Annotated in this window: 21 protein-coding genes; 12 read left to right on the plus strand and 9 right to left on the minus strand. The window is 63.5% G+C overall.

Annotation, left to right across the window (positions count from 1 at the left end; translation table 11 throughout):
* The first annotated feature begins 186 nt into the window (after positions 1–186).
* On the plus strand, positions 187–672 hold the full coding sequence (locus tag SM766_RS05990) for an Lrp/AsnC family transcriptional regulator (protein WP_368947224.1): 486 nt from the start codon (positions 187–189) through the stop codon (positions 670–672).
* Here SM766_RS05990 and SM766_RS05995 read toward each other — a convergent pair.
* From SM766_RS05995 to SM766_RS06010, 4 genes are read right to left on the minus strand one after another with little or no spacing between them, the layout of a single operon-like run.
* Positions 669–1,442 carry an SDR family NAD(P)-dependent oxidoreductase gene (locus SM766_RS05995; protein WP_368947225.1) on the minus strand — a complete coding sequence of 258 codons (774 nt, stop codon included), beginning with the start codon at positions 1,440–1,442 and terminating at the stop codon, positions 669–671. The two genes, SM766_RS05990 and SM766_RS05995, sit on opposite strands and share 4 nt — an antisense overlap.
* Positions 1,439–2,389, minus strand: a complete 951-nt coding sequence (locus SM766_RS06000) for an SDR family oxidoreductase (protein WP_368947226.1) — start codon at positions 2,387–2,389, stop codon at positions 1,439–1,441. The genes SM766_RS05995 and SM766_RS06000 overlap by 4 nt, the downstream gene beginning before the upstream one ends.
* A complete protein-coding gene (locus SM766_RS06005) occupies positions 2,386–3,288 on the minus strand; it encodes a bile acid:sodium symporter family protein (RefSeq protein ID WP_368947227.1) in 903 nt (300 codons plus the stop codon). The genes SM766_RS06000 and SM766_RS06005 overlap by 4 nt, the downstream gene beginning before the upstream one ends.
* Complete coding sequence (locus tag SM766_RS06010) at positions 3,285–4,601, minus strand: flavin-containing monooxygenase (RefSeq protein ID WP_368947228.1); 1,317 nt, start codon at positions 4,599–4,601, stop codon at positions 3,285–3,287. The genes SM766_RS06005 and SM766_RS06010 overlap by 4 nt, the downstream gene beginning before the upstream one ends.
* 79 nt (positions 4,602–4,680) lie before the next feature.
* Here SM766_RS06010 and SM766_RS06015 point away from each other — a divergent pair, with 79 nt between their 5' ends.
* Positions 4,681–5,340: a TetR/AcrR family transcriptional regulator gene (locus SM766_RS06015; protein ID WP_368947229.1), complete on the plus strand. Its 660-nt coding sequence runs from the start codon at positions 4,681–4,683 to the stop codon at positions 5,338–5,340.
* A gap of 9 nt (positions 5,341–5,349) precedes the next feature.
* Here the strand turns inward: SM766_RS06015 and SM766_RS06020 are convergent, their stop codons facing one another.
* Positions 5,350–6,354, minus strand: a complete 1,005-nt coding sequence (locus SM766_RS06020; protein ID WP_368947230.1) for a LacI family DNA-binding transcriptional regulator — start codon at positions 6,352–6,354, stop codon at positions 5,350–5,352.
* A 187-nt stretch (positions 6,355–6,541) separates the two neighbouring features.
* On the opposite strand from SM766_RS06020, the gene gap reads away from it, so the two are divergent.
* Positions 6,542–7,570 carry a type I glyceraldehyde-3-phosphate dehydrogenase gene (gene gap / locus SM766_RS06025; protein WP_274831363.1) on the plus strand — a complete coding sequence of 343 codons (1,029 nt, stop codon included), beginning with the start codon at positions 6,542–6,544 and terminating at the stop codon, positions 7,568–7,570.
* A gap of 106 nt (positions 7,571–7,676) precedes the next feature.
* Here gap and SM766_RS06030 read toward each other — a convergent pair whose 3' ends face one another.
* The 4 genes from SM766_RS06030 to SM766_RS06045 form a co-directional block, all read right to left on the minus strand.
* Positions 7,677–9,398, minus strand: coding sequence for a SulP family inorganic anion transporter (locus SM766_RS06030; protein ID WP_368947231.1), 1,722 nt, complete (start codon positions 9,396–9,398; stop codon positions 7,677–7,679).
* 75 nt (positions 9,399–9,473) lie between these two features.
* Positions 9,474–9,734, minus strand: a complete 261-nt coding sequence (locus SM766_RS06035) for a helix-turn-helix domain-containing protein (protein ID WP_368947232.1) — start codon at positions 9,732–9,734, stop codon at positions 9,474–9,476.
* Positions 9,735–9,926: 192 nt separating this feature from the next.
* Positions 9,927–10,577: a ChrR family anti-sigma-E factor gene (locus SM766_RS06040; RefSeq protein ID WP_274827672.1), complete on the minus strand. Its 651-nt coding sequence runs from the start codon at positions 10,575–10,577 to the stop codon at positions 9,927–9,929.
* Positions 10,574–11,224 (minus strand): sigma-70 family RNA polymerase sigma factor, encoded by a 651-nt coding sequence (locus SM766_RS06045; protein WP_065272605.1) that lies wholly within the window; start codon positions 11,222–11,224, stop codon positions 10,574–10,576. The genes SM766_RS06040 and SM766_RS06045 overlap by 4 nt, the downstream gene beginning before the upstream one ends.
* 152 nt (positions 11,225–11,376) lie before the next feature.
* Between SM766_RS06045 and SM766_RS06050 the strand changes: the two genes are divergently transcribed.
* From SM766_RS06050 to SM766_RS06090, 9 genes are all read left to right on the plus strand, one after another.
* Complete coding sequence (locus tag SM766_RS06050; protein ID WP_368947233.1) at positions 11,377–12,672, plus strand: NAD(P)/FAD-dependent oxidoreductase; 1,296 nt, start codon at positions 11,377–11,379, stop codon at positions 12,670–12,672.
* Positions 12,669–13,436, plus strand: coding sequence for a DUF1365 domain-containing protein (locus tag SM766_RS06055; protein ID WP_368947234.1), 768 nt, complete (start codon positions 12,669–12,671; stop codon positions 13,434–13,436). Before SM766_RS06050 ends, SM766_RS06055 begins: the two co-directional genes overlap by 4 nt.
* Positions 13,436–14,593, plus strand: coding sequence for an SAM-dependent methyltransferase (locus SM766_RS06060; protein ID WP_065272603.1), 1,158 nt, complete (start codon positions 13,436–13,438; stop codon positions 14,591–14,593). The genes SM766_RS06055 and SM766_RS06060 overlap by 1 nt, the downstream gene beginning before the upstream one ends.
* A complete protein-coding gene (locus tag SM766_RS06065) occupies positions 14,586–15,113 on the plus strand; it encodes a chalcone isomerase family protein (protein WP_274827667.1) in 528 nt (175 codons plus the stop codon). The genes SM766_RS06060 and SM766_RS06065 overlap by 8 nt, the downstream gene beginning before the upstream one ends.
* A complete protein-coding gene (locus tag SM766_RS06070; protein ID WP_368947235.1) occupies positions 15,113–16,333 on the plus strand; it encodes an MFS transporter in 1,221 nt (406 codons plus the stop codon). The genes SM766_RS06065 and SM766_RS06070 overlap by 1 nt, the downstream gene beginning before the upstream one ends.
* The gene (locus tag SM766_RS06075) at positions 16,330–16,878 is read left to right on the plus strand and encodes a DUF3833 domain-containing protein (RefSeq protein WP_368947236.1); all 549 of its coding nucleotides are present in this window, start codon (positions 16,330–16,332) and stop codon (positions 16,876–16,878) included. The genes SM766_RS06070 and SM766_RS06075 overlap by 4 nt, the downstream gene beginning before the upstream one ends.
* A 1-nt stretch (position 16,879) precedes the next feature.
* Positions 16,880–17,599, plus strand: a complete 720-nt coding sequence (locus tag SM766_RS06080; RefSeq protein ID WP_368947237.1) for an SDR family NAD(P)-dependent oxidoreductase — start codon at positions 16,880–16,882, stop codon at positions 17,597–17,599.
* Positions 17,600–17,609: 10 nt separating this feature from the next.
* Positions 17,610–18,338 carry an SDR family NAD(P)-dependent oxidoreductase gene (locus tag SM766_RS06085; protein WP_368947238.1) on the plus strand — a complete coding sequence of 243 codons (729 nt, stop codon included), beginning with the start codon at positions 17,610–17,612 and terminating at the stop codon, positions 18,336–18,338.
* A gap of 146 nt (positions 18,339–18,484) precedes the next feature.
* A complete protein-coding gene (locus SM766_RS06090) occupies positions 18,485–20,437 on the plus strand; it encodes a sensor histidine kinase (protein ID WP_065272597.1) in 1,953 nt (650 codons plus the stop codon).
* The last annotated feature ends 24 nt before the right edge of the window (positions 20,438–20,461 follow it).

Here is a 20,461-nt window from a genome sequence, read left to right on the forward strand (position 1 = left end):
TTTTTGTTGTTCGATTTTTGCCCAACCTAATCTACACCGCCATCGGTTTCTCGGAAATTTCGCCGCCCTGCAGGCCGATTTTCTGATGACTTTTCACATTTGATGCAGAATACCGGACAATGGCAGCACTCCGGCTGTGCAAGTCACGGAAAAACGGACAAACTTGCAGCCCTAAGGAGGCGTGACATGGACAGATTCGACCAGCTCATCCTTGCCGCGATCCAGGACAACAACCGGCTGACAGCCGAGGCCCTGTCGCATATCGCCGGGCTTTCCCCCGATGCCTGCCGCAAGCGACTGACCCGGCTGCGCGCGCAGGGCTATGTCGATGCCGATATCACGATGCTCAATCCTGAAAAACTGGGCCGTGGGCTGATGCTGATCGTCGAGGTCACCCTACACAGCGAGCGCGCCGAGGATATCGATCGCTTCCGCCGCCGCATGGTCGAGGCGCCCGAGGTCATGCAGTGCTATTATGTGACCGGCAATGCCGATTTCATCGTCATCCTGACCGCCCGCGACATGCCCGATTTCGAAGCCTTCACCCGGCGGCATTTCTTTGACGAAGAAAATATCACCCGGTTCCGTACCTCCGTGGTGATGAACCGGGTGAAAACAGGCTTCTCGCTGCCGATCCTGCCGGACGCGGACACAGAGGGCGACGGCGCCTAACCCTCGTGGCCGCCGATCTGCCGCTCCATCAGCCGCTGGTAAAGGCGCGGCGCCAGGCTGTTCACCCACCAGGCCAGCCGCGCCACCCGTCCCACCGGGATCATCGGCTGCCGTCGGCCAAGCCCGCGCAGGATCTCCTCGGCCGCAGCCTCGGGCGTCATGTAATCCATCCCGTCTGTGGCTGAGCCGGGCCGCGCGATGCCGTCGATCTGGCGCTGGTCGTTGCCGATATTGGTGGCCACGAAAGACGGCGCCGCGATCAGCACATCGACACCATAGGGCCGCTCTTCCGAGCGCAGGGATTTGAAGAACCCCTCCAGCGCGTGTTTTGACGCCGCATAAGAGGTACGATGATAAAGCGGCGCAAACCCCGCCACCGAAGACACCGCGATATGCGTCCCCGATGCCCGCCGGACCGCCGCCAGAAAATGCCCGGCCATGGCGACGGCGGCAAAATAGTTGATGTCGAACACCCGCCGGTGACTGGCCTCGTCGATGGTATCAAAGCCCCCGATCTGGGTGATACCGGCGTTGTAGATGACCAAATCAATCACCGGATACTGCTGCTCGATTTGCTCGGCCTTGCTGCGCAACTGGGTCGCATCGGTCAGATCGCAGCGGATCGGGATCTGGGTCTCGCTACTGTCCAGCCCCGAGATATCCAGATCCAGCAGGATCACCCGCCAGCCCCGCGCCTGCAGCGCCGTGGACAAGGCCCGGCCAAGCCCACCGGCGCCGCCGGAAATGACTGCTGTTTTCTTCTTCGTCATAGGCCTGCCTGCTGCCTCCACAGATCGAACACCTCGGCGCTGGTCAGCTCGGGCGTATAGCCGAAGTCCCGTTTCAGGGCGCTGTTGTCCAGCACCGGCCGATATTGCAGGAACCGCACCTGTTCCGGCCCGTATTGGCTGAAACCAAGGGGTTTCGCGAGCGCCAGCGCCGCCTTCAGCGCCCAAGCAGGCAGGCGCAGAACCGGTTTACCCAGCGCCTGCGCCAGATCGGTGACGCCCATGGCCCCATCCCCGGCGACGTTGAAGACTCCCTCTGGCCCATCGGTTGCCGCGCGGGCCAGAATGCGGGCCAGATCGCGGGTCCAGATAAAGACAAAGGGGCTTTCGCTGCCCGTCACCGCCAGCAGGCGCGGACGGCGGAACAGGGCGGTGATCTGGTTTTCCGTGCCCGCCCCCAGCACCGTGCCGACGCGCAGGATCACCTGCTGCAGCTGCGGCGCCGAACGGCGGTATTCGGCCAGCATTTCCTCGACCTGACGCTTGTGGTCGGAATAGGCGAACTCCGGATTGCCGCGCAGGCTGTCGTTCTCGCGCAGCGGCTGCGGGTTGTCCGCGTGATAGCCATAGGCCGCGCCAGAGGAGGTCACGACGATACGTTCCACCCCATGCGCCACGGCGGCCTCCAACACCTTGCGCGTGCCCGCGACATCGACGGCATAAGCGAAATCGCGGCTGCTGCCCTTGGGCGGGGTCACGATGGAGGCCAGATGCACAATCACGTCGGGCTTATATTCGCCGATGACCCGGGCGGGATCATCGGTTGTGACATCCATGCGGCAGAACTCTCCGCCCCTGGGCAGATCCGCAGGCGGCGCCAGATCCGAGGCGATCACCCGGCAGGCGGGCAGTTCCCACAGCAGGGCACGGCCCACCATGCCAGCAGCGCCGGTGATCAGAACGGTTTTGGTCTTTGCATCCTCGGTCATTGCGCCGCCTCCGTCCGGGACATCAGAGCGGCCAGTGCCAACCCCGATATGGCATGCCAGATCCCCCAGAAGGCTGCCGCGACGGCCATGCCGCCCAAGCCCCCGAAGAAGGCAAAGATCAGCACCAGACCGAGACCCGAGTTCTGGATGCCGGTCTCTATCGTCACCGCGCGCCGGTCATAAGGCGACAGCCGCGCCAGCGTCGCGGTGATCCAGCCCCCGCCAAGCGCCACCGTATTGTGCAGGATCACCAGCCCGGCGACCGCGCCTGCGAATTGCAGGAAGAAGCCCCAGTTGGCCGCCAGCGCCAGCACGATAAAGGCAACGAAGATCCCCATCGACAGCCATTGCAGTGGCCGCCGGATGCGTGCCGTCAGATCGGGCGCCCGCATATTGAGCTGCACCCCCAACACAAGGGGCAGGATCAGCATCAGACCGACGGTGATGGCGATCTGCACCGGGTCGATCTCGGTCTGCTGCAGGATCGCCCGCGTCGGTGGGTAAAGCCCACCCCAGAGTCCAATATTGACCGGTGTCAACAGGATCGCCCCCACGGTGGCAAACCCCGTCATCGACACAGACAGGGCGGAATTGCCGCCCGCGCGATGGGTGATGAAGTTGGAGATATTACCGCCCGGGCAGGCCGCCACCAGAATGAGCCCGAGCGCAATCGAGGGACGCGGCGCGGTCAGCCAGACCAGCGCAAAGGTCAGCACCGGCAGCACGATGAACTGCGACAGCAGCCCAACGATCAGCGGTTTGGGCGCCCGTCGCAACTGGTGAAAATCAGAAGGTTTCAGATCGATGGCGATGGAGAACATCACCACCGCGAGGATCCCGTTCAGAAGCGTCAGTGAGGCGGGGCTGAAATTCAGCGTGATCTCGTCAATCCCGCTCATGCGCCCGCCCCGGAGAGCCGCTTGATCCAGCCCGTGACCGCCTTGCGATAGGTCGCCTTGTCCACGTAGTAGGCCATCCGCGCCAGTTTCAGATAGGCCATACCGCCGGTTGCGCGTTCAAACCCCGCGGCCTTTTCCGCCTTCAGGGCCTTGGCCCCGGCATTGCCGGTCTCAAGCCCCTTGATATAGCGCGCGACCATCTCGGCCTGCTCGTGCCGTCCCTGCCAGCCAAGACCGCTGGCCTCAACCATGCCGAGGACGAACAGATCGTCGCGACCAGGGTGCATCGCGTTGAGATACAGGTGCGGCGCATCGCCCTGCCAGTTCAACAATTCCTTGTCGATAAAGGGATAGTGCAGCTTGTAGCCCGTCGCAGCGAGAATCATGTCATAGTCGCTGCTGCTGCCATCGGTGAAATGCACCGTCTTGCCGTCTATCCGGTCAATATCGGGGCGGATCTTCAAATCGCCATGGCCCGCGTGATAGAGCACCAGCGAATTCACCACAGGATGGCTTTCGTAAAGCTGGTAATCGGGTTTCGGAAACCCGTACTTCTGCGGATCACCCACGAACCATTTCAGGATCAGGCCATCTATACGCCGCTTCAGCCACATCGGCAGCTGGATCAGCCCGCCCATGGTGTCTGCCGGTTTGCCAAAGACGTATTTCGGTACGAAGTAGTAGCCGCGCCGCATCGACAGATCGCAGCTGTTGCCATGGTGGATCGCATCCACCGCGATGTCGCAGCCCGAATTGCCCGCGCCCACCACCAGCACGCGCTTGCCGCCGAACTGCTCGGCCTTGCGGTATTGGCTGGAATGGATCAGCTCGCCCGTGAAGTCGCCTGGGAATGTCGGCATGTTCGGCTCGGACAGGGTGCCATTGGCGATCAGCACACCGGCAAATTCGGCGCTGTGCTCGCCCTCCTGATCGCGCCAGGTGACGCGCCAGCCCTCGCCCGGACCGCCCAATGGTTCGGTCTTCAGGACCTCGGCGTTGAAGCGATACCGCTCCCGCAGGCCGAAATGCTCTGCAAAATCGTGAAAATAGTTTTTCAGCTCCCGATGCGAGGGGTATTCGGCCACCTCGTCCTTCATCGGAAAATCCGCAAATTCCGTCATCCGCTTGGATGAGATCAAATGGGCGCTTTCGTACATCGTGGAGTTCGGTCCCTCGATGTCCCACAAACCGCCCACATCCGAATGCAATTCAAACCCCTGAAAGGGAATGCCCTGTTCGACCAATACCTTGGCCATGGCCAGCCCCATCGGCCCGGCGCCGATGAGGGCATACTGCCCGCGCGTTTCCGTCATAATTCCTCCCTGTCCTCCGAGATTAGATTGAACAAACGTTCAAAATAAGGCAAGATATTTTCACCAACGGGAGTTTTTCGTGGAAAAACAACGCAAACGCGCCCCTTCGGCGCGGTCACTGCAGACCAAGGCGCGGATCCTGGACGCCGCCGAAGCGCTTTTTGCCGAGCGCGGATTCGAAGGCGCCTCGCTGCGCGATATCGCAGCGCTGGCCGGAGTACAGGTCGGGCTGGTGCACCATCACGGTGGCGGCAAGGAAGAGCTGTTTCACCAGACCGTCACCCGCCGTGCCGATGAACTGGCCGACGTGCGTCTGGCAGGGCTGGAACGCCTCAGGGCCGAGGATGCCCTGTCGCTGCGCGGCCTGTTGGATGTCTTCATGCGGGCCTATGTGACGCTGGCACGCACCGGCGGCCCCCATTGGCAGCACTATGGCCGCTTGGTGGCGCATGTGTCCGCCGATCCGCGTTGGCGGCCGCTGGCGGCGCAGTGTTTCGACCCCACGGCCAACCGGTTCATCGAGGAGATTCTGGCGCTTTATCCGCAGGCTGAACGTCAGGCCGCCGCCACCGGTCAGGTTTATTCCGTGGCTGCGATGCTCGCCTTTCTCAACACCGGCTGGCGGATCGAGGCGCTGAGCCCCGGCGCCGCCGAAGCGCAGGTCGACCAGCTGATCGCCTTTTGCACCGCAGGAATGGAGGCGATCCTGACAGCGGACCCCGGCCAGTCCCAAGGCTGATAGGCAGAGCTAGAGCGACCGCCCCAGGCTGATGGTCGGGCTCAACTGCACGCAAACGGGCGGCGTTGGCTGATCCGCCTCCCGCGTCTCAAGCACGATGCGCGCAGCGCGCTCACCGATCTCGCGGCGGCAGGCATCAGTGGTGGCCAGTTCCTGCGGCAGCCCCTGCAGGATCTGCAGGTTATTGAACCCCGCCAGCGCCACGTCGCCGGGCACCGACAGCCCCTCGGCCTGGCAATGCATCAGACCGCCGACGCTCATCACGTCGCTGGAATAATAGATACACTCCAGTTCCGGCGTGCGCTCCAGCATCTGCGCGGTCAGCTGGCGCCCGGTCTGGATCGAGCTTTCGCCAGCATAATGTTCCCGGTCCATCAGCGTGACACCCTGCTCTGCCAATCCTTCGACAAAGCCGTCAAAACGTTTACGGGCGCGGAAATCCTGCGGCATCTTGGTGCCGATAAAACCGATCTGCCGATAACCCTGCGACAGGATCTGCGCCGCCATGTCGCGTCCCGCCTGCAGATGGGAAATGCCGACGCAGTGGCGCACCGGGGTGCCATCCACATCCATCACCTCCACCACCGGGCAATCCGCCTGCTCCAGCATGCGCCGGGTGGCTTCGGTATGTTCCAGCCCCGCCACGATCAGCCCCGAGGGCCGCCAGCTGAGCATCTCGCGAATCACGGCCTCTTCTTCATCGAGTTCATAGCCCGAGACGCCAACCACCGGTTTCAGCGGCGTTTCCTTCAGCACGTGGGAAATCCCCGACAGCACCTCGGGAAAGACGAAACTGTTCAGCGATGGCACCACCACCGCAACCAGATTGACCGATTGCGAGGACAGCGATCCCGCGATGCGATTGGGCACATAGCCGTGGGCGCGGGCGATTTCCTCGACCCGCGCGCGGGTTGCCTTGGACACATCCGTAGTCCCGCGCAACGCGCGGGAGGCGGTCATTTCACTGACCCCGGCCAGACGGGCGACGTCCTTGAGCAGCAGCTTCTTTGTCATGCGCGCATGGTCCAGCACTTCGCGCCCAGCCGCAAGAGGCAGCGGGCCGGGATTGGCCGATGTTTTCAGGCAGGGTTGATTTACTTGATCGTTATCGATAACGAATACACAAATGTTAGCGCCACCGCTATCGCTACCGCAACTAAAGGGCGATTCTGAACACGCCCACTGCACGGAGACAGATGCCATGACCCTCAAGATCGCAATCAACGGATTTGGCCGCATCGGCCGTGGCGTCCTGCGCGCCCTGCTGGAACGCGGCGACACCGACATCGACGTGGTGGCGATCAACGATCTGGCACCCGCCGAAACCCTGCTGCATCTGCTGAAATACGATTCCGTGCATGGTCGCCTGCGCGCACCTGTCTCTCTCGCGGACGGAGTCCTGCGAGTGGGTCGCCACACCATCCGGCTCAGCGCCGAGCGCAACCCGGCGGATCTGCCTTGGGAAGGCGTCGACATCGCCTATGAATGCACCGGCCTGTTCACCAGCCGCGATGCGGCGGCGGCGCATTTGGGCAATGGTTCGAAACGCGTCCTGATCTCCGCCCCCGGCAAGGAGGTCGACCGCACCGTAGTCTATGGCGTCAACCACATGGATCTGACCGCGGACGATCTGGTGGTCTCCAACGCCTCCTGCACCACCAACTGCCTGGCGCCGGTAGCGCAGGTGCTGGATCAGGCTTTTGGCATCAAGACCGGCTACATGACCACCATTCACGCCTATACCGGCGACCAGCCGACCCACGACAGCCCGCACAAGGACCCCTACCGTGCCCGCGCCGCGGCCCTGTCGATGATCCCGACCTCCACCGGCGCCGCCCGCGCCATCGCAGAGGTGCTGCCGCATCTGAAAGGACGGCTGGAAGGCTCCGCCATCCGGGTGCCGACGCCGAACGTCTCGGTTGTCGATCTCAGCTTTGTGCCCGAGCGCGCTGCCACGGTCGAAGAGGTCAATGACGCCCTGCGCGCAGCCTCGGAGAACGGGCTGGCGGGCATTCTGGCCTATGAAGAGGATCCGATGGTCTCGGTCGATTTCAACCACGACCCGCATTCCTCCTGTTTTGCCGCTGCGCAGACCGCTGTCACCAGCGAAGGGCTGGTGCGGGTGGTCAGCTGGTATGACAACGAATGGGGCTTTTCCAACCGCATGCTGGACACCGGCCGCCACATGGGCCGCCTGATGAAGCCAGAAGAGATGGCGCTCGCCAGCTGAGCGCATAAGACCAAGCAATCACTGACCCACGCGGCAGATCATGGCGGGTGGGATTGCACGGGGGCCGCACGCAGCGGCCCCTTTTTCGTGCCGTATAGACCGCAGATCACCCAGCCTTGCGGGCCTCGTCGGCGGCGCCTGTGATCGTGGCCAGCGCCGCCTCCACGCTGACCGCGTCATGGATCAGCGGGTGGCTCAGCCCATGGGTGGCAAAGACGCGCCGGATATCCAGCCCCGCCCCTGTCAGCCACAGGGCGACGCCTTGCTTTTCAGCCTTATGCGCCAGTCCTTCGATCATATTGGCGCCGGTTGAATCCAGAAACGGCACCGCCGAGAAATCAACGATCAGCGCCTTGTGGCTATCCTGAATGCGGTCCAGCACCGACCCGATCGAGGCGGTGGCACCAAAGAACAGTGCCCCGGTGATGCGGTAGACCACGACATCCGGGTTCGCCGCCTGCTCTTCGTGGTATTCGCCGCGCCCATCCGCGCTATCGGCCTCGTCCCGCCCGACCAATGGCGTATGCCGCGACACCGCCGTTGCCCGGCTCATCCGCTGGATGAACAGCACCGACCCCAGGGCAAGACCGACAACGATGGCCTCGGTCAGATCGCGGAAAATGGTCAGGAAGAAGGTCGCGACCAGAACCGTCGCCTCGCCCCAGCCCGAGCGCAGCAGGATGGCGATGGCGGGCCGCTCGATCATGTTCCACGCCACCACGGCCAACACCCCGGCCAGCCCCGCCAGCGGAATGTAGGAGGCCAGCGGCGCCGCGATCAGCATGAACAGCAGCAAAAACACCGCATGCAACATCCCAGCGATGGGACCGTGCGCCCCGGCGCGCACGTTGGTCGCAGTGCGGGCAATGGTGCCGGTGACGCAAAAGCCACCAAACAGAGAGGAACCTATATTGGCCGCCCCCTGCGCGACCAGCTCGCAATTGGAGCGGTGACGGCGCCCGGTCATGCCATCGGCCACCACTGCCGACAGCAGCGATTCAATGGCCCCCAGCAGGGTAAAGGACACCGCAGAGGGCAGCACTGCCAGAATGTGAGCTAGCGATAGATCCGGCAGGCGCGGCGCAGGCAACGAGGCGGGAATGCCGCCGAATTTGGTGCCGATGGTCTGCACCGGCAGTGCCAGAAATGCCGTGGCCGTCGCCGCCAGCGCCACTGCGATCAGCATGCCGGGCCAATGCGGCCGCCAGCTTTTGAGGCCAAGGATCACCGCAACGGTTACAATCGACAGGCCCAGCGCCGCCGGGGTGATGCTGCCCCTCACCTCCCAAAGCGCCGGGAGTTTTTCCAGCAGCTCTCCCGGTTCATGAGGCAAGGTCAGCCCGAACAGCTCTTTGATCTGGCTGGCAAAGATGATCACCGCGATCCCCGCCGTGAAGCCCACTGTGACCGGAAAGGGAATGAACTTGATAAAGGTGCCCAGCCGCAGGAACCCCACCGCCAGCAACATCAACCCCGACAGGAAGGTCGCCAGCACCAGCCCCTCGATCCCGTGCTGCGCCACCGTTGCGGCGACCAGAACGATAAAGGCGCCGGCCGGGCCGCCGATCTGGAACCGCGACCCTCCGAGCAGCGAGACCAGAAAGCCGCCGACAATCGCCGTATAAAGCCCCTGCGCCGGGGTCGCCCCGGAGGCGATGGCGATGGCCATCGACAGGGGCAGCGCCACGATGGCGACCGTCAGCCCGGCAATGGCATCGCCGCGCAGCCGCGCCAGACCGTAGCCTTCGCGCAGCACGGTAATCAGTTTCGGGGTAAACAGCTCTGCAAAGCTTGGCGCTTCATGCGCACTGCTGGTCTGGTCTTTCATCTGGGCCGCACCTTTGGTTGGTGTGCGGCGGGATCGTCGGCATAACGTCGGCGGTCGCCGTCGCGGATTTGGATCTTAAGGGGTCTGGGGTGGAGATTGCAGGCGCACACCGCGCCCGCCAGCCGTGCTGGGCACGCCTTCGGCGATCAGCTCGATACCCGCCTGCTCCAGCGCAGTGACCACCTTGGTCAGGCTGTCGACCACGCCCCGGACGTTGCCCGCGCTGGCCTCCATGCGCTGGATCGTCGGCACCGAAAGCCCGGCGCGTTCCGCGAGGGTTTTCTGATCAATACCAAGAAGGGCACGCGCCGCGCGCATCTGGGGGCCGGTAATCATGAAGCATACCTGAAATTACACTATGGGGATTCCATATGAGTATAGTGATATATGAAATATCAAAATCAAAGTCCAGAGGTGTACCTTCACAACAATATGCGTCGCCCTGACTGGTACACGCAAAAAGGGCCACGCGATGCGCGGCCCTTGCCTCAATCCGCCCAACCGAGCGGAGATATCTGATCTGCCCGTCTAGATCCGGAACACCGGTTGCAGCAGACGCGGGATGAAGGAACGGAACCGCAGCGCCGCGTCAGTGGCAGCCAGGCAGATACAGGCCGCGCCCTCTTCGGCCACCGGGGTATGCTCCAGATCGCTGTCGGCAATCTCTACATCGCCGACGCCAAAACGTCCGGTTTCATCGTGGAACGCGCCCTGCAGCACCAGCGTCAGCTCCAGCCCGTTGTGACCATGGTCCGGCACCGCCTGCCCCGAGGGGATATATAGCAATCGCACGCTGCCGCCCTTGCCATGAGACAAGATCGACTGGCGCACCCCCATGCCGAGCGGTTTCCACTTCGGGGGCAGCCCGCCCAGCGCCTCCATCACCGGTCCGGGAAACACACCCGAGCGGTGATAGGCCGGGGGCGCGGGCTCAACAGGGTCATCCAGCGCATCCAGAAGCCGCGCCTTCAGATCCGCCGACACAGCCACTCCGGCCTCGGTGCCACAGGCATTTTCAAGCATGGCGCCGCCAACCGCCTCATGCGCGCCCAGCCGGGCGCGGCACTCGTCGCACATGGAGATATGCGCCGCCAGCACCAGCGAGAAAGCCTGTTCCAGGCTCCCCGAGGCATAGGCGATCAGCAGCTCATCAGGGATATGATGGGTGATGCTGCTCATGAGGTTTCAGTTCCCTTCAATTCGTGCCGCAACCGTTCCAGTCCAAGCCGGATGCGGGATTTTATCGTGCCAAGCGGCAGCCCCGTTTCAGCGCGGATGTCCGAATGGCTCAGCTCCCCGAGGTAAGCCTTTTCCACCATCTCGCGTTGTGCGGGCTTCAGCCGCTTCAATGCCTCCCTCAGGCGCGACGTCTCTTGCTCCAGGGCAACGATCTGCGCCGCGTCTTCCTGCACCTCTTCGGGTTGCTTCAGCTCTTCAGGTACGGGGCGACGTTCCTTTCGGATCACATCGATCTGACGATTTCGCGCAATCTGGTAAATCCAGGACGACACCTGCGCCCGCTGCGGGTCGAACAGGTGTGCCTTGCGCCAGACCGTCAGCATCACGTCCTGCACGATATCCTCGGCCTGACCCTGCGAAATGCCCGAGCGGCAGATCACCCCTTTGAGCCGCGGCGCAAAGTGGTCGAACAGCAAGCCAAAGGCGGCCCGGTCCCGCTGGTCCCGCACCGCAAGCATCCAGAGGGTCTGCTCAGAAAAGCTGTTGGTATCCACTTGTTTCCTTTCCCGCGCATCGGCGGTCACCTCACCTACCGTAACCGGTAGCTCGGGCGCATCAAGAGCGGGATCTGCATCAAGTTCCAACATGCCAGTGTTACGTGGCGCCGCTGCGACTGGATCAAAAGCCACCAGAATTTTTTCTGCGCGAACGCATCGCTTCGATTTCATCCCAAGAAGGCGAAAACTTTTGATCCGGCCCGGGAATGGCGGCGTACTCCCTGAAAAGAAACGGAGAACACATGTCATTTGATGTCCCACCCCTACGTCGCCAGCGCATTGCTATTGTTGGCGGTGGCATTTCTGGTCTCGCCGCCGCCTATCGTTTGGCACCCGGCCATGACGTGACCCTGTTCGAAGCCGCGCCGCGCCTTGGCGGACACGCGCGCACCGTCCAGGCGGGGATGCATGGGACCCAGCCGGTCGATACCGGCTTTATCGTGTTCAACTTTGTCAACTATCCGCATCTGACCGCGATGTTCCGCGATCTGGATGTGCCCATCATCAAAAGCGATATGACCTTTGGCGCCAGCATTGACGACGGCGCCGTCGAATACGGGCTGAAAAGCCTCACATCCCTGTTCGGCCAGCGCCGTAACGTGGCCCGCCCGGCCTTTCACGGCATGGTGCGCGACATCCTGCGCTTTAACGCCCGCGCGGTCGAAACCGCCCGCAGTGACGATGTCACCATCGGTCAGCTGATGGACGAGCTTCGCCTTGGCGACTGGTTCCAGCGCTATTACCTGATGCCGATCTGCGGCGCGATCTGGTCCACCCCGATGGAGGAAATCCGTGGCTTTCCGGCCCGGTCGCTGGTGCAGTTCTTCCGCAATCATGCCTTGCTCAGCGCCACGGGGCAGCACCAGTGGTGGACGGTAAAGGGTGGCAGCATCGAATACGTCCGCAGGCTGGAGGCGCATCTAAAGGCCAATGGCTGCACCCTGCGCCCCGGCACGCCGGTGCAGGCGGTGGACCGCACCGAGGCAGGCGTCACCATCCGCTTGCCCTATGGCGAAACGCAGGAGTTCGATCAGGTCATCATGGCCTGCCATTCCGACGATGCGCTGCGGCTGCTGTCCTCTCCCACCGCGCAGGAAGAGATGATCCTCGGCAATATGCGGTATCAGGATAACGAGGTAATCCTGCACCGCGACGCCGGGCAAATGCCGAAACGGCGCGCCTGTTGGTCCTCCTGGGTCTACAAGGCGGCGGCGCAGGACAGCCGCCCGGCGATCGGCGTGACCTACTGGATGAACCGGCTACAGAACATTCCAGAGAGTGATCCGCTGTTCATCTCGCTGAACCCAGTCAGTCCGGTGCGTGACGAGACGATCTATGACACCAACACCTTCCGCCATCCGGTGTTCGATCAGGCCGCCATCCGCGCCCAGAAACAGATCCACGACATCCAGGGCGACAACAACACCTGGTTCGCGGGCGCATATCTGCGCCACGGGTTCCACGAGGACGGATTTGCCAGCGCGGTGCGCGTCGCCCGCGGCATCGACGCCCGCAGCCTGGCGCAGGTGCTGGCATGAGCGACAGCCCCGCTCCCCTCTGGCCCGACCATATCGCGGGCCACACCAGCCACGCGCGCCGCGGCGGCATCCGCAATGCCTTCCGCTATGGTGTCGATTACGTGCTGATCGACCCGCTGTCAGAGGCGCGGCCGGGGCTGTTCTCACGCAATGGCTTCAACCTGTCTTCGGTCAATGACCGCAACCATGGCGGCGCGCCGGGCGCCGGGCGCGGCCTGCCTTGGGCGCAAGAGGTCTTTGCCGGGGCCGGTCTGGAGCTGGACGGCCTTCAGATTCTGCTGCTGACGCAACCGGGATTCCTGTGGTACACTTTCAACCCAGTCAGCTTCTGGCTGGCGATGGAGGGTGACACGCTGCGGGCGGTGATTGCCGAGGTCTCCAACACCTTTGGCGACCGTCACAGCTACCTGTGCCATCTTGACGGGTTTGCGCCGATTGCGGCCGGTGACGAAATCACCGCCAGCAAGATCTTTCACGTCTCGCCCTTCCAGCAGATCGCGGGGGACTACCGGTTCCACTACGATATCCGCCCGGACCGGATCGCCATCCGCATTGCGCTGGAACATGGCGCTGAAGGCGTGATTGCCACCCTGACCGGGCGGCGGCGACAGCTCAGCAACGGCTCGATCCTTCGGGCGGCCCTACGGCGGCCCTTTGGCGCGTTCCGCACCATCGCCCTGATCCATTGGCAGGCCCTGAAACTGAAACTCAAAGGGGCGCCATACAGATCACGCCCCCTCCCCCCAAAGCAGGAGGTCAGCTGATGCTTTTCATTACCAACCGCGTAAAACGCGATTTTCTCGACAGCTGCGCCCAGATCCGCAAGGGCAGCCTGCGCCTGACCACCCCGGAAGGCGAAGTGCATGATTTCGGCAGCGGCGCTCCGGCGGCAGACATGGTGCTGTTCGACTGGGCCGCCGTCACCGCCATGGCCGCGCGCGGTGATATCGGGCTGGGCGAAACCTACATCGAAGGCATGTGGGAGACCTCCAGCATCGAAACCTTGATCCAGGTGGCGATCCTGAACCTCGATTATTTTGGCGATTTCGCCTACCCGAGCTTCTGGAGCGGGCTGAAGTTCCGCGCCGTCGACAAGATCCTGCGCGCCAATTCGATCCGTGGTTCGGCCCGCAACATCAAGGCGCATTACGACGTCGGGAACGAGTTCTACCAACTTTGGCTCGATAGCGGCATGACCTATTCCTCGGCGCTGTTTGCCCCCGGCGACAATGATCTGGAGCGTGCGCAGAACCGCAAATACGACCGGGTGCTGAACCGGCTGACACGGGGCGAGCGGGTGCTGGAAATAGGCTGCGGCTGGGGCGGTTTCGCCGAACGCGCCGCCGATGCCGGGCGCGATGTCACTGGGCTGACCATCTCGCCCAGTCAGCACGGCTATGCCGACGCGCGGCTGGACGGGCGCGCCTCGATCGAGCTGTGCGATTACCGCAAATCCACCGGCACCTACGACAATATCGTTTCGATCGAGATGATCGAGGCCGTGGGCGAGCGCTACTGGCCCAGCTATTTCCAGACCGTCAAGGCACGTCTGGCAGAGGGCGGCAAGGCGGTCATTCAGGCGATCACCGTGCAGGACAGCTATTTCGACATCTACCGCAACTCCTCGGATTATATCCGCCAGTACACCTTTCCGGGTGGCATGCTGCTGTCGGATGCGGTGATTGCCCATCAGGCGCGGCAGGCCGGGCTGCAGGTGACGAACTCCTTCGCCTTTGGGCAAGATTATGCCCGCACCTGCCGGACATGGGCCGAGCAGCTGGCGAAACGGGCGCCCCGGATCATGGAGCTGGGCTATGACGCGGCCTTCCTGCGCAACTGGCGCTATTATCTGGAGATCTGCGCCGGCTCCTTTGCCGTGGGCCAGACCGATGTAGTGCAGGTTGAGCTGACCCATGCCTGAGCAACGGTTCCCGCCTCTGGCCGCCGCGCTGTTGATCGCGGCGCTGCTGCTGCCCGGCGCGGCAGCGGCAAACCTGCGCGGCTTTGGCCTGTCGCAGCCGGTTGAGCTGGGCACCGTCATGGTCCGCTGGCTGGGTCTGCCGATCTACCGCGCCAGCCTGCACACAGAGGGGGAGTCCCGGTTTGGCTGGCGCCAGCCGCTGGCCCTGCAGATCGAATATTTCCGCAGCATCTCGCAGGACGATCTGACCAAGTCCACCCGCGTCGAGATCCAGCGGATCGAAGGGCCGCGCGCGGATCAGGCCGCGATGATGCAAAAACTTGCCAGCTGTTTCCGCGATGTGGCGCGCGGTGATGTATTCACGGCTGTATCAACCCAGCCAGACAGTCTGGTTCTGCATCTCAACGGGCAGCAGACCTGCGCCATCCGTCACCCAGACCTGCGCAAGCGCTTCCTTGGCATCTGGCTTTCGGACAACAGCCGCTCGGCGCGTCTGTCGGCGCGGCTGCGAGGCGATTGATGCACGCAGTCCGGATCAGTCTTTTTGCGCTCATGCTGGCGGCAGCGGGGTTGCCGCTCTATATCCATTTGCCGCGCTATGCCTCGGCAGAGCTGGGGATGAGCCTTGCCACCCTTGGCGCCATTCTGGCGGTGATCCGGGTGGTGGATTTCGTGCAGGATCCAGCGCTTGGTTGGCTGATTGACCGGTATGAGCATGCGCGCGGCGCCTTTGCCGCCCTCGCCTGCCTTGGCATGGCAGCGGGGTTCCTGATGCTCTACACCCTGATACCCGCCGCGGGTGGGCTGGTCTGGCTCATCGCCGCACTGGTGCTGCTGTTCAGCGCCTACAGCCTGGGGACCATCCTGTTTTATGGCCACAGCACCAGCCTGGCGGGATCGCCTGAGGCACTGATCCGGCTGGCAGGCTGGCGCGAAGGCGGCACGCTGGCCGGGATCATCCTCGCCGCGCTGGCGCCATCGCTTTTGCAGCAGGCCGGGGCCAATGGTGGCGGCTATGCCGCCTTTGGTATCCTGCTGGCCCTGATCTGCGTTGGCGTCTGGGCATTGACCCGCCCGCTGTGGCAGATTCCCAGCAGCCCCGAGGCGCCGGTCACTTGGGCCGCCCTGCGCCGCGCCGGGGGCCTGCGCCTTCTGGTGCTTGCCCTGGTCAACAGCCTGCCTGTGGCGATGACTTCGACCCTGTTTCTGTTCTTTGTCGATGAGAAACTTGCGCTGCCGGACCTCGCCGGACCGTTCCTGATCCTGTTCTTTCTGGCGGCGGGCCTATCGGTGCCAATCTGGACCCGGGCCAGCGCTGCCTATGGCGCCCGGCAGGTACTGGTTCCGGCCATGGCGCTGGCCATCCTGTCGTTCAGCGGGGCAGCACTCCTGCCCGCAGGCGCAGCTTGGGCTTTTGCCGCGATCTGCATCGGATCGGGGGCCGCCCTTGGCGCGGATATGGTGATCCTGCCGGTGTTGTTCTCGACGGCGCTGGCGCGGGCCGGGCTACGCGGCGGGCAGGCCTTTGGCCTTTGGACATTCGCCGCCAAACTGTCCCTAGCCGCCGCGGCGGTGATCCTGCTGCCCGCGCTGCAACTGAGCGGATTTGAACCCGGCGGCCCCAATGATACCAGCGCCCTGATGGCGCTGACCCTGGCCTATGCCGTTTTGCCCTGTCTTATCAAACTGCTGGCGATCGCCCTGGTGATGCGCCTGCCGCGAGAGGTCTCCTTGTCATGAAACTGGTTCTCCTGCTTCTTGTTGCCGTGCTTGTGCTCGCCCTCTGGCGGCCCGGATTTGGCTTTCGCGCCCAGCGGCTGGCGCATTACGCAGACACCGGCCCCGCCTTTGACATTCAGGAGCGCCTTTCCGGCACACTGATCTCCGAAGGCATGATCTACGGGCCGCGCGGACGCGTTGTGTCGCGCTTTGTTGCGCGGATGAACGGGGAATGGGACGGCGCCACCGGCACGCTGAGCGAGAATTTCGCCTATGCCAATGGCAGCACCCAGGCGCGCAAATGGTATCTGACCATTGGCGAGGACGGGCATTTCACCGCCACCGCCGACGATATCATCGGCGAGGGCAAGGGCCAGCAGATGGGCGCCACCGTGCGGCTCACCTATCGCATCCGTCTGCCCGAAGATGCCGGAGGCCACGTGCTGGACGTCACCGACTGGATGTACCTGATGGACAACGGCACCATTCTGAACCGCTCGGAAATGCGCAAGTTCGGCATCAAGGTCGCCGAGCTGATCGCCACCATGCGCCCGGCGGAGGGCTGAGATGTTCGAAGGGCAGACCTGGTGGATCGTCGGCGCCAGCGAAGGGCTCGGCCGGGCCTTGGCCAAGGAGATGGGCGGCGCGGGCGCCCGGCTGATCCTGTCCGCCCGCAATGCCGGGCGGCTGCAGCACCTTTGCGACGGCCTGTCCAATGCCCGGGCGCTGCCTATGGATGTGACGGACCCGGATGATGTGATCCGCGCCATTGCAGATCTGGGGCCTGTGGACGGTGTGGTCTACTGCGCCGGGGCCTATGATCCGCTCAGCGCGCAGGACTGGCAGCCGGAGGCAGTCGAGACCATGTGCGCGGTCAATTTCACCGGCGCGTTGCGGGTACTGGGGCAGATCGTGCCGCAGTTTTGCCGCCGGGACAGTGGCCATATCGTGCTGATCGGTTCGCTGGCCGGGTTCACCGGCCTGCCGGGTGCCATCGGATATGGCGCCTCCAAGGCGGCGCTGATGCATCTGGGGGAAAACCTGCAGGCTGATCTGCGCGGCAGCAATGTGCGGGTGCAGGTGATCAACCCCGGCTTTATCCGCACCCGGCTGACGCAGAAGAACCAATTCAAGATGCCGCAGATCCTTGAGCCGGAAGACGCCGCCCGACGCTGCCTGCGCGCCATGCAGGGGCGGCGCTTCAGCACCAGTTTTCCAGCGCCGTTTTCCTGGGTCTTCACCCTTGGCCGCCTGCTGCCGCGCCGCCTGTTCCTGAAACTGATGTAGCGAGGGATTGATGCCCACACACACGCCCCCGAAACAGGTTGTGATCCTCGGCGCCAGCGGCGGTATCGGCGCGGCGCTGGTGCAGCATTACGCCGCCCAGCCCCATGTCGAAACCGTGCACGCCGTATCCCGTCGAGGGGACACACCCGCCGCCGGTCCGGTGAAGCCCCATGCGGCCGATGTCACAAATGAGGCCAGTCTGATCGCGCTGGCTGACGCGCTGGAGGCGCCCGATCTGATCATCCTGGCCACTGGAATCCTGTCGGACGGAACCGCGCTAAAGCCCGAAAAATCCCTGAAACAGCAAAGCCTGTCTGCGTTTGAACAGGTCTTTGCCGTCAATACCTTTGGTCCGGCCATGGCAGCGCGTCACCTGATCCCACGGATGCCAAGGGACCGGCGCACCATCTTTGCGGCGCTGTCGGCGCGGGTCGGCTCGATCTCGGACAACGGGCTAGGCGGCTGGCACGCCTATCGCGCCTCCAAGGCGGCGCTGAACATGCTGCTGCGCAACTACGCCATCGAAATGGCTCGGCTCAATCCCGATTTCGTCTGTGCAGGCCTGCATCCCGGCACCGTAGACACTGATCTGTCCCGCCCCTTCAGCCGCGCCGTGCCCGAAGGCAAGCTGTTCACGCCCGCCTATGCTGCGGATTGTCTGGCCGGGGTGATCGCGGGGCTGTCACCCGAGAACAGCGGCATGGTTTTTGACTGGGCGGGAAAACCCGTTCCGGCGTAAGACACAAACCGAAGAACAGGGCAGATCACCGCACCGTGAGCCACGCCACGACCCGGGCACGCCCCCTTGCCCCACTGCCCCGTGAGGTGTCACAGTGATGCGGGCGTGATCCGGACACCAATCGCCCGGCATGGGAGGGGCACAACTTGAAATCCGTTCGGCTACGCCTGTTGCTGCTGGCGCTGTTACCGCTCAGCGTGCTGATGCCGCTGATGCTTATTCTGGCAATGACCCGCTGGAATGCCGATTATGATGCCGTCCTGATTGCCAAGGTCGACAGCGACCTGCGCATCGCCGAGCAATATCTGGGCCACCTGCAGACCGGCACCGCCAACAGCATGCTGAACCTGGCGCAATCCACCGCCTTTCAGGCCGCGCTGAACGATGGCTCCGAGGCGGTGAACCGACTTCTTGAAAGTCGCAGACAACAACTGCAGCTCGATTTCCTTGAATATCTGCCGCTTGCCGAACTGGAAGGGCCACAGCAGAAATGGCCAGTGATCCGCACGGCCGCCACCGGACAGCTGGCCTCGGAGATCGACATTTTCTCCTCTGATGATCTGTCCCTTCTCTCCCCTGCCCTGCAGGAACGCGCCAATATCACCCTGATCGAAACAGAAGCCGCCGCGCCGACCACCCGCAAGGTCGAGGATCGCGGCATGGTGGTGCACACCGCCGCCCCGGTGATCATGCCCGGCCATAACGGGGTGCTGCGCGGCGGGCTCCTGCTGAACCGCAACCTCGATTTCATCGATACGCTGAACGCGCTGGTCTATCTCAGCGACGAGGACGGCGGCAACCGGCAGGGCACCGCCACCCTGTTTCTTGAGGACACGCGGGTGTCGACCAATGTGCGCCTGTTCGAAGACGTGCGCGCCCTTGGCACAAGGGTCTCGGCGGTGGTGCGCCGCGTGGTTCTGGAGGAGGGCCGCACCTGGCTGAACCGCGCCTTTGTGGTCAACGACTGGTATATCTCGGGCTATCTGCCGCTGACCGACAGTTTCGGAGAACGGGTCGGGATGCTGTATGTCGGCTTCCTCGAAGCGCCCTATATGGCGGCCAAATCCGAGGCGTACTGGACCATTGTCGGCGCCTTCCTGATGGTTCTGGCCCTGTCGGCGCCGCTGTTCCTGTGGCTGGCCAAGGGCATCTTTTCACCGCTGGAGCGGATGACCGTGACCATGAAACGGGTGGAGCGTGGCGATCTCACTGCGCGCAATGGCGATGTGGGCAGCCGCGACGAGATCGGACAGGTGGCATCGCACCTTGATACCCTGCTGGACCAGTTGCAGGACCGCGATCAGAAGCTGCGCGAATGGGCCGGAGAGCTGAACGCCCGCGTCGATCAGCGCACCGCGGAACTGCGGGCCGCGAACCAGAAACTGGAAGACACCTACAAACAGCTGGTGATGAGCGAAAAGCTGGCCTCGATCGGGGAAATCACCGCCGGGGTCGCGCATGAAATCAACAACCCGGTCGCGGTGATCCAGGGCAATGTCGACGTGATGCGGATGACGCTGGGACCGGGTGCAGCGGAGGTGAAGACCGAGCTGGATCTCATCGACAATCAAGTCATGCGGATCGGCGCCATCGTCAGCAAGCTCTTGCAATTCGCCCGGCCTTCAGAATTCGGCACCTTCAAGGAAAGCGTCGATATCGCCAATGTGGTCACCGATTGCCTGGTGCTGGTGGATCACGTGCTCAGCAAGCATAACATCGTGGTCGATGGTCATTTCGATGTCGCCCCGGCGGTACGTATTGATCCCGGTGAGTTGCAGCAGGTGATCATCAATCTGGTGATCAATGCGGCGCAGGCGATGAAGGAAACCGGCACGCTGACCCTGACACTCAAGGCAGAAGAGCGCGATGGCACGCCGGGGGCTTGCCTGACAGTGGCCGATAGCGGCCCGGGCATCAGCGAGGATCACATTTCAGAGGTGTTCAACCCGTTTTACACCACCAAACCGGGCGAAGGCACCGGGCTGGGCCTGTCGATCAGCCAGACCCTGATCCAGCATGCAGGCGGGATCATCACGGTGCGAAACCGCGAGGAGGGCGGCGCCGCCTTTGCGATCTGGCTGCCGGAGCGCCGCGACTGAAACGGCGCTTCCGGCCAGTCCTTA

Source organism: Pseudophaeobacter sp. A-200-2 (assembly GCF_041008815.1).
In the GTDB taxonomy this organism is placed as follows: Bacteria; Pseudomonadota; Alphaproteobacteria; order Rhodobacterales; family Rhodobacteraceae; genus Phycobacter; species Phycobacter gallaeciensis_A.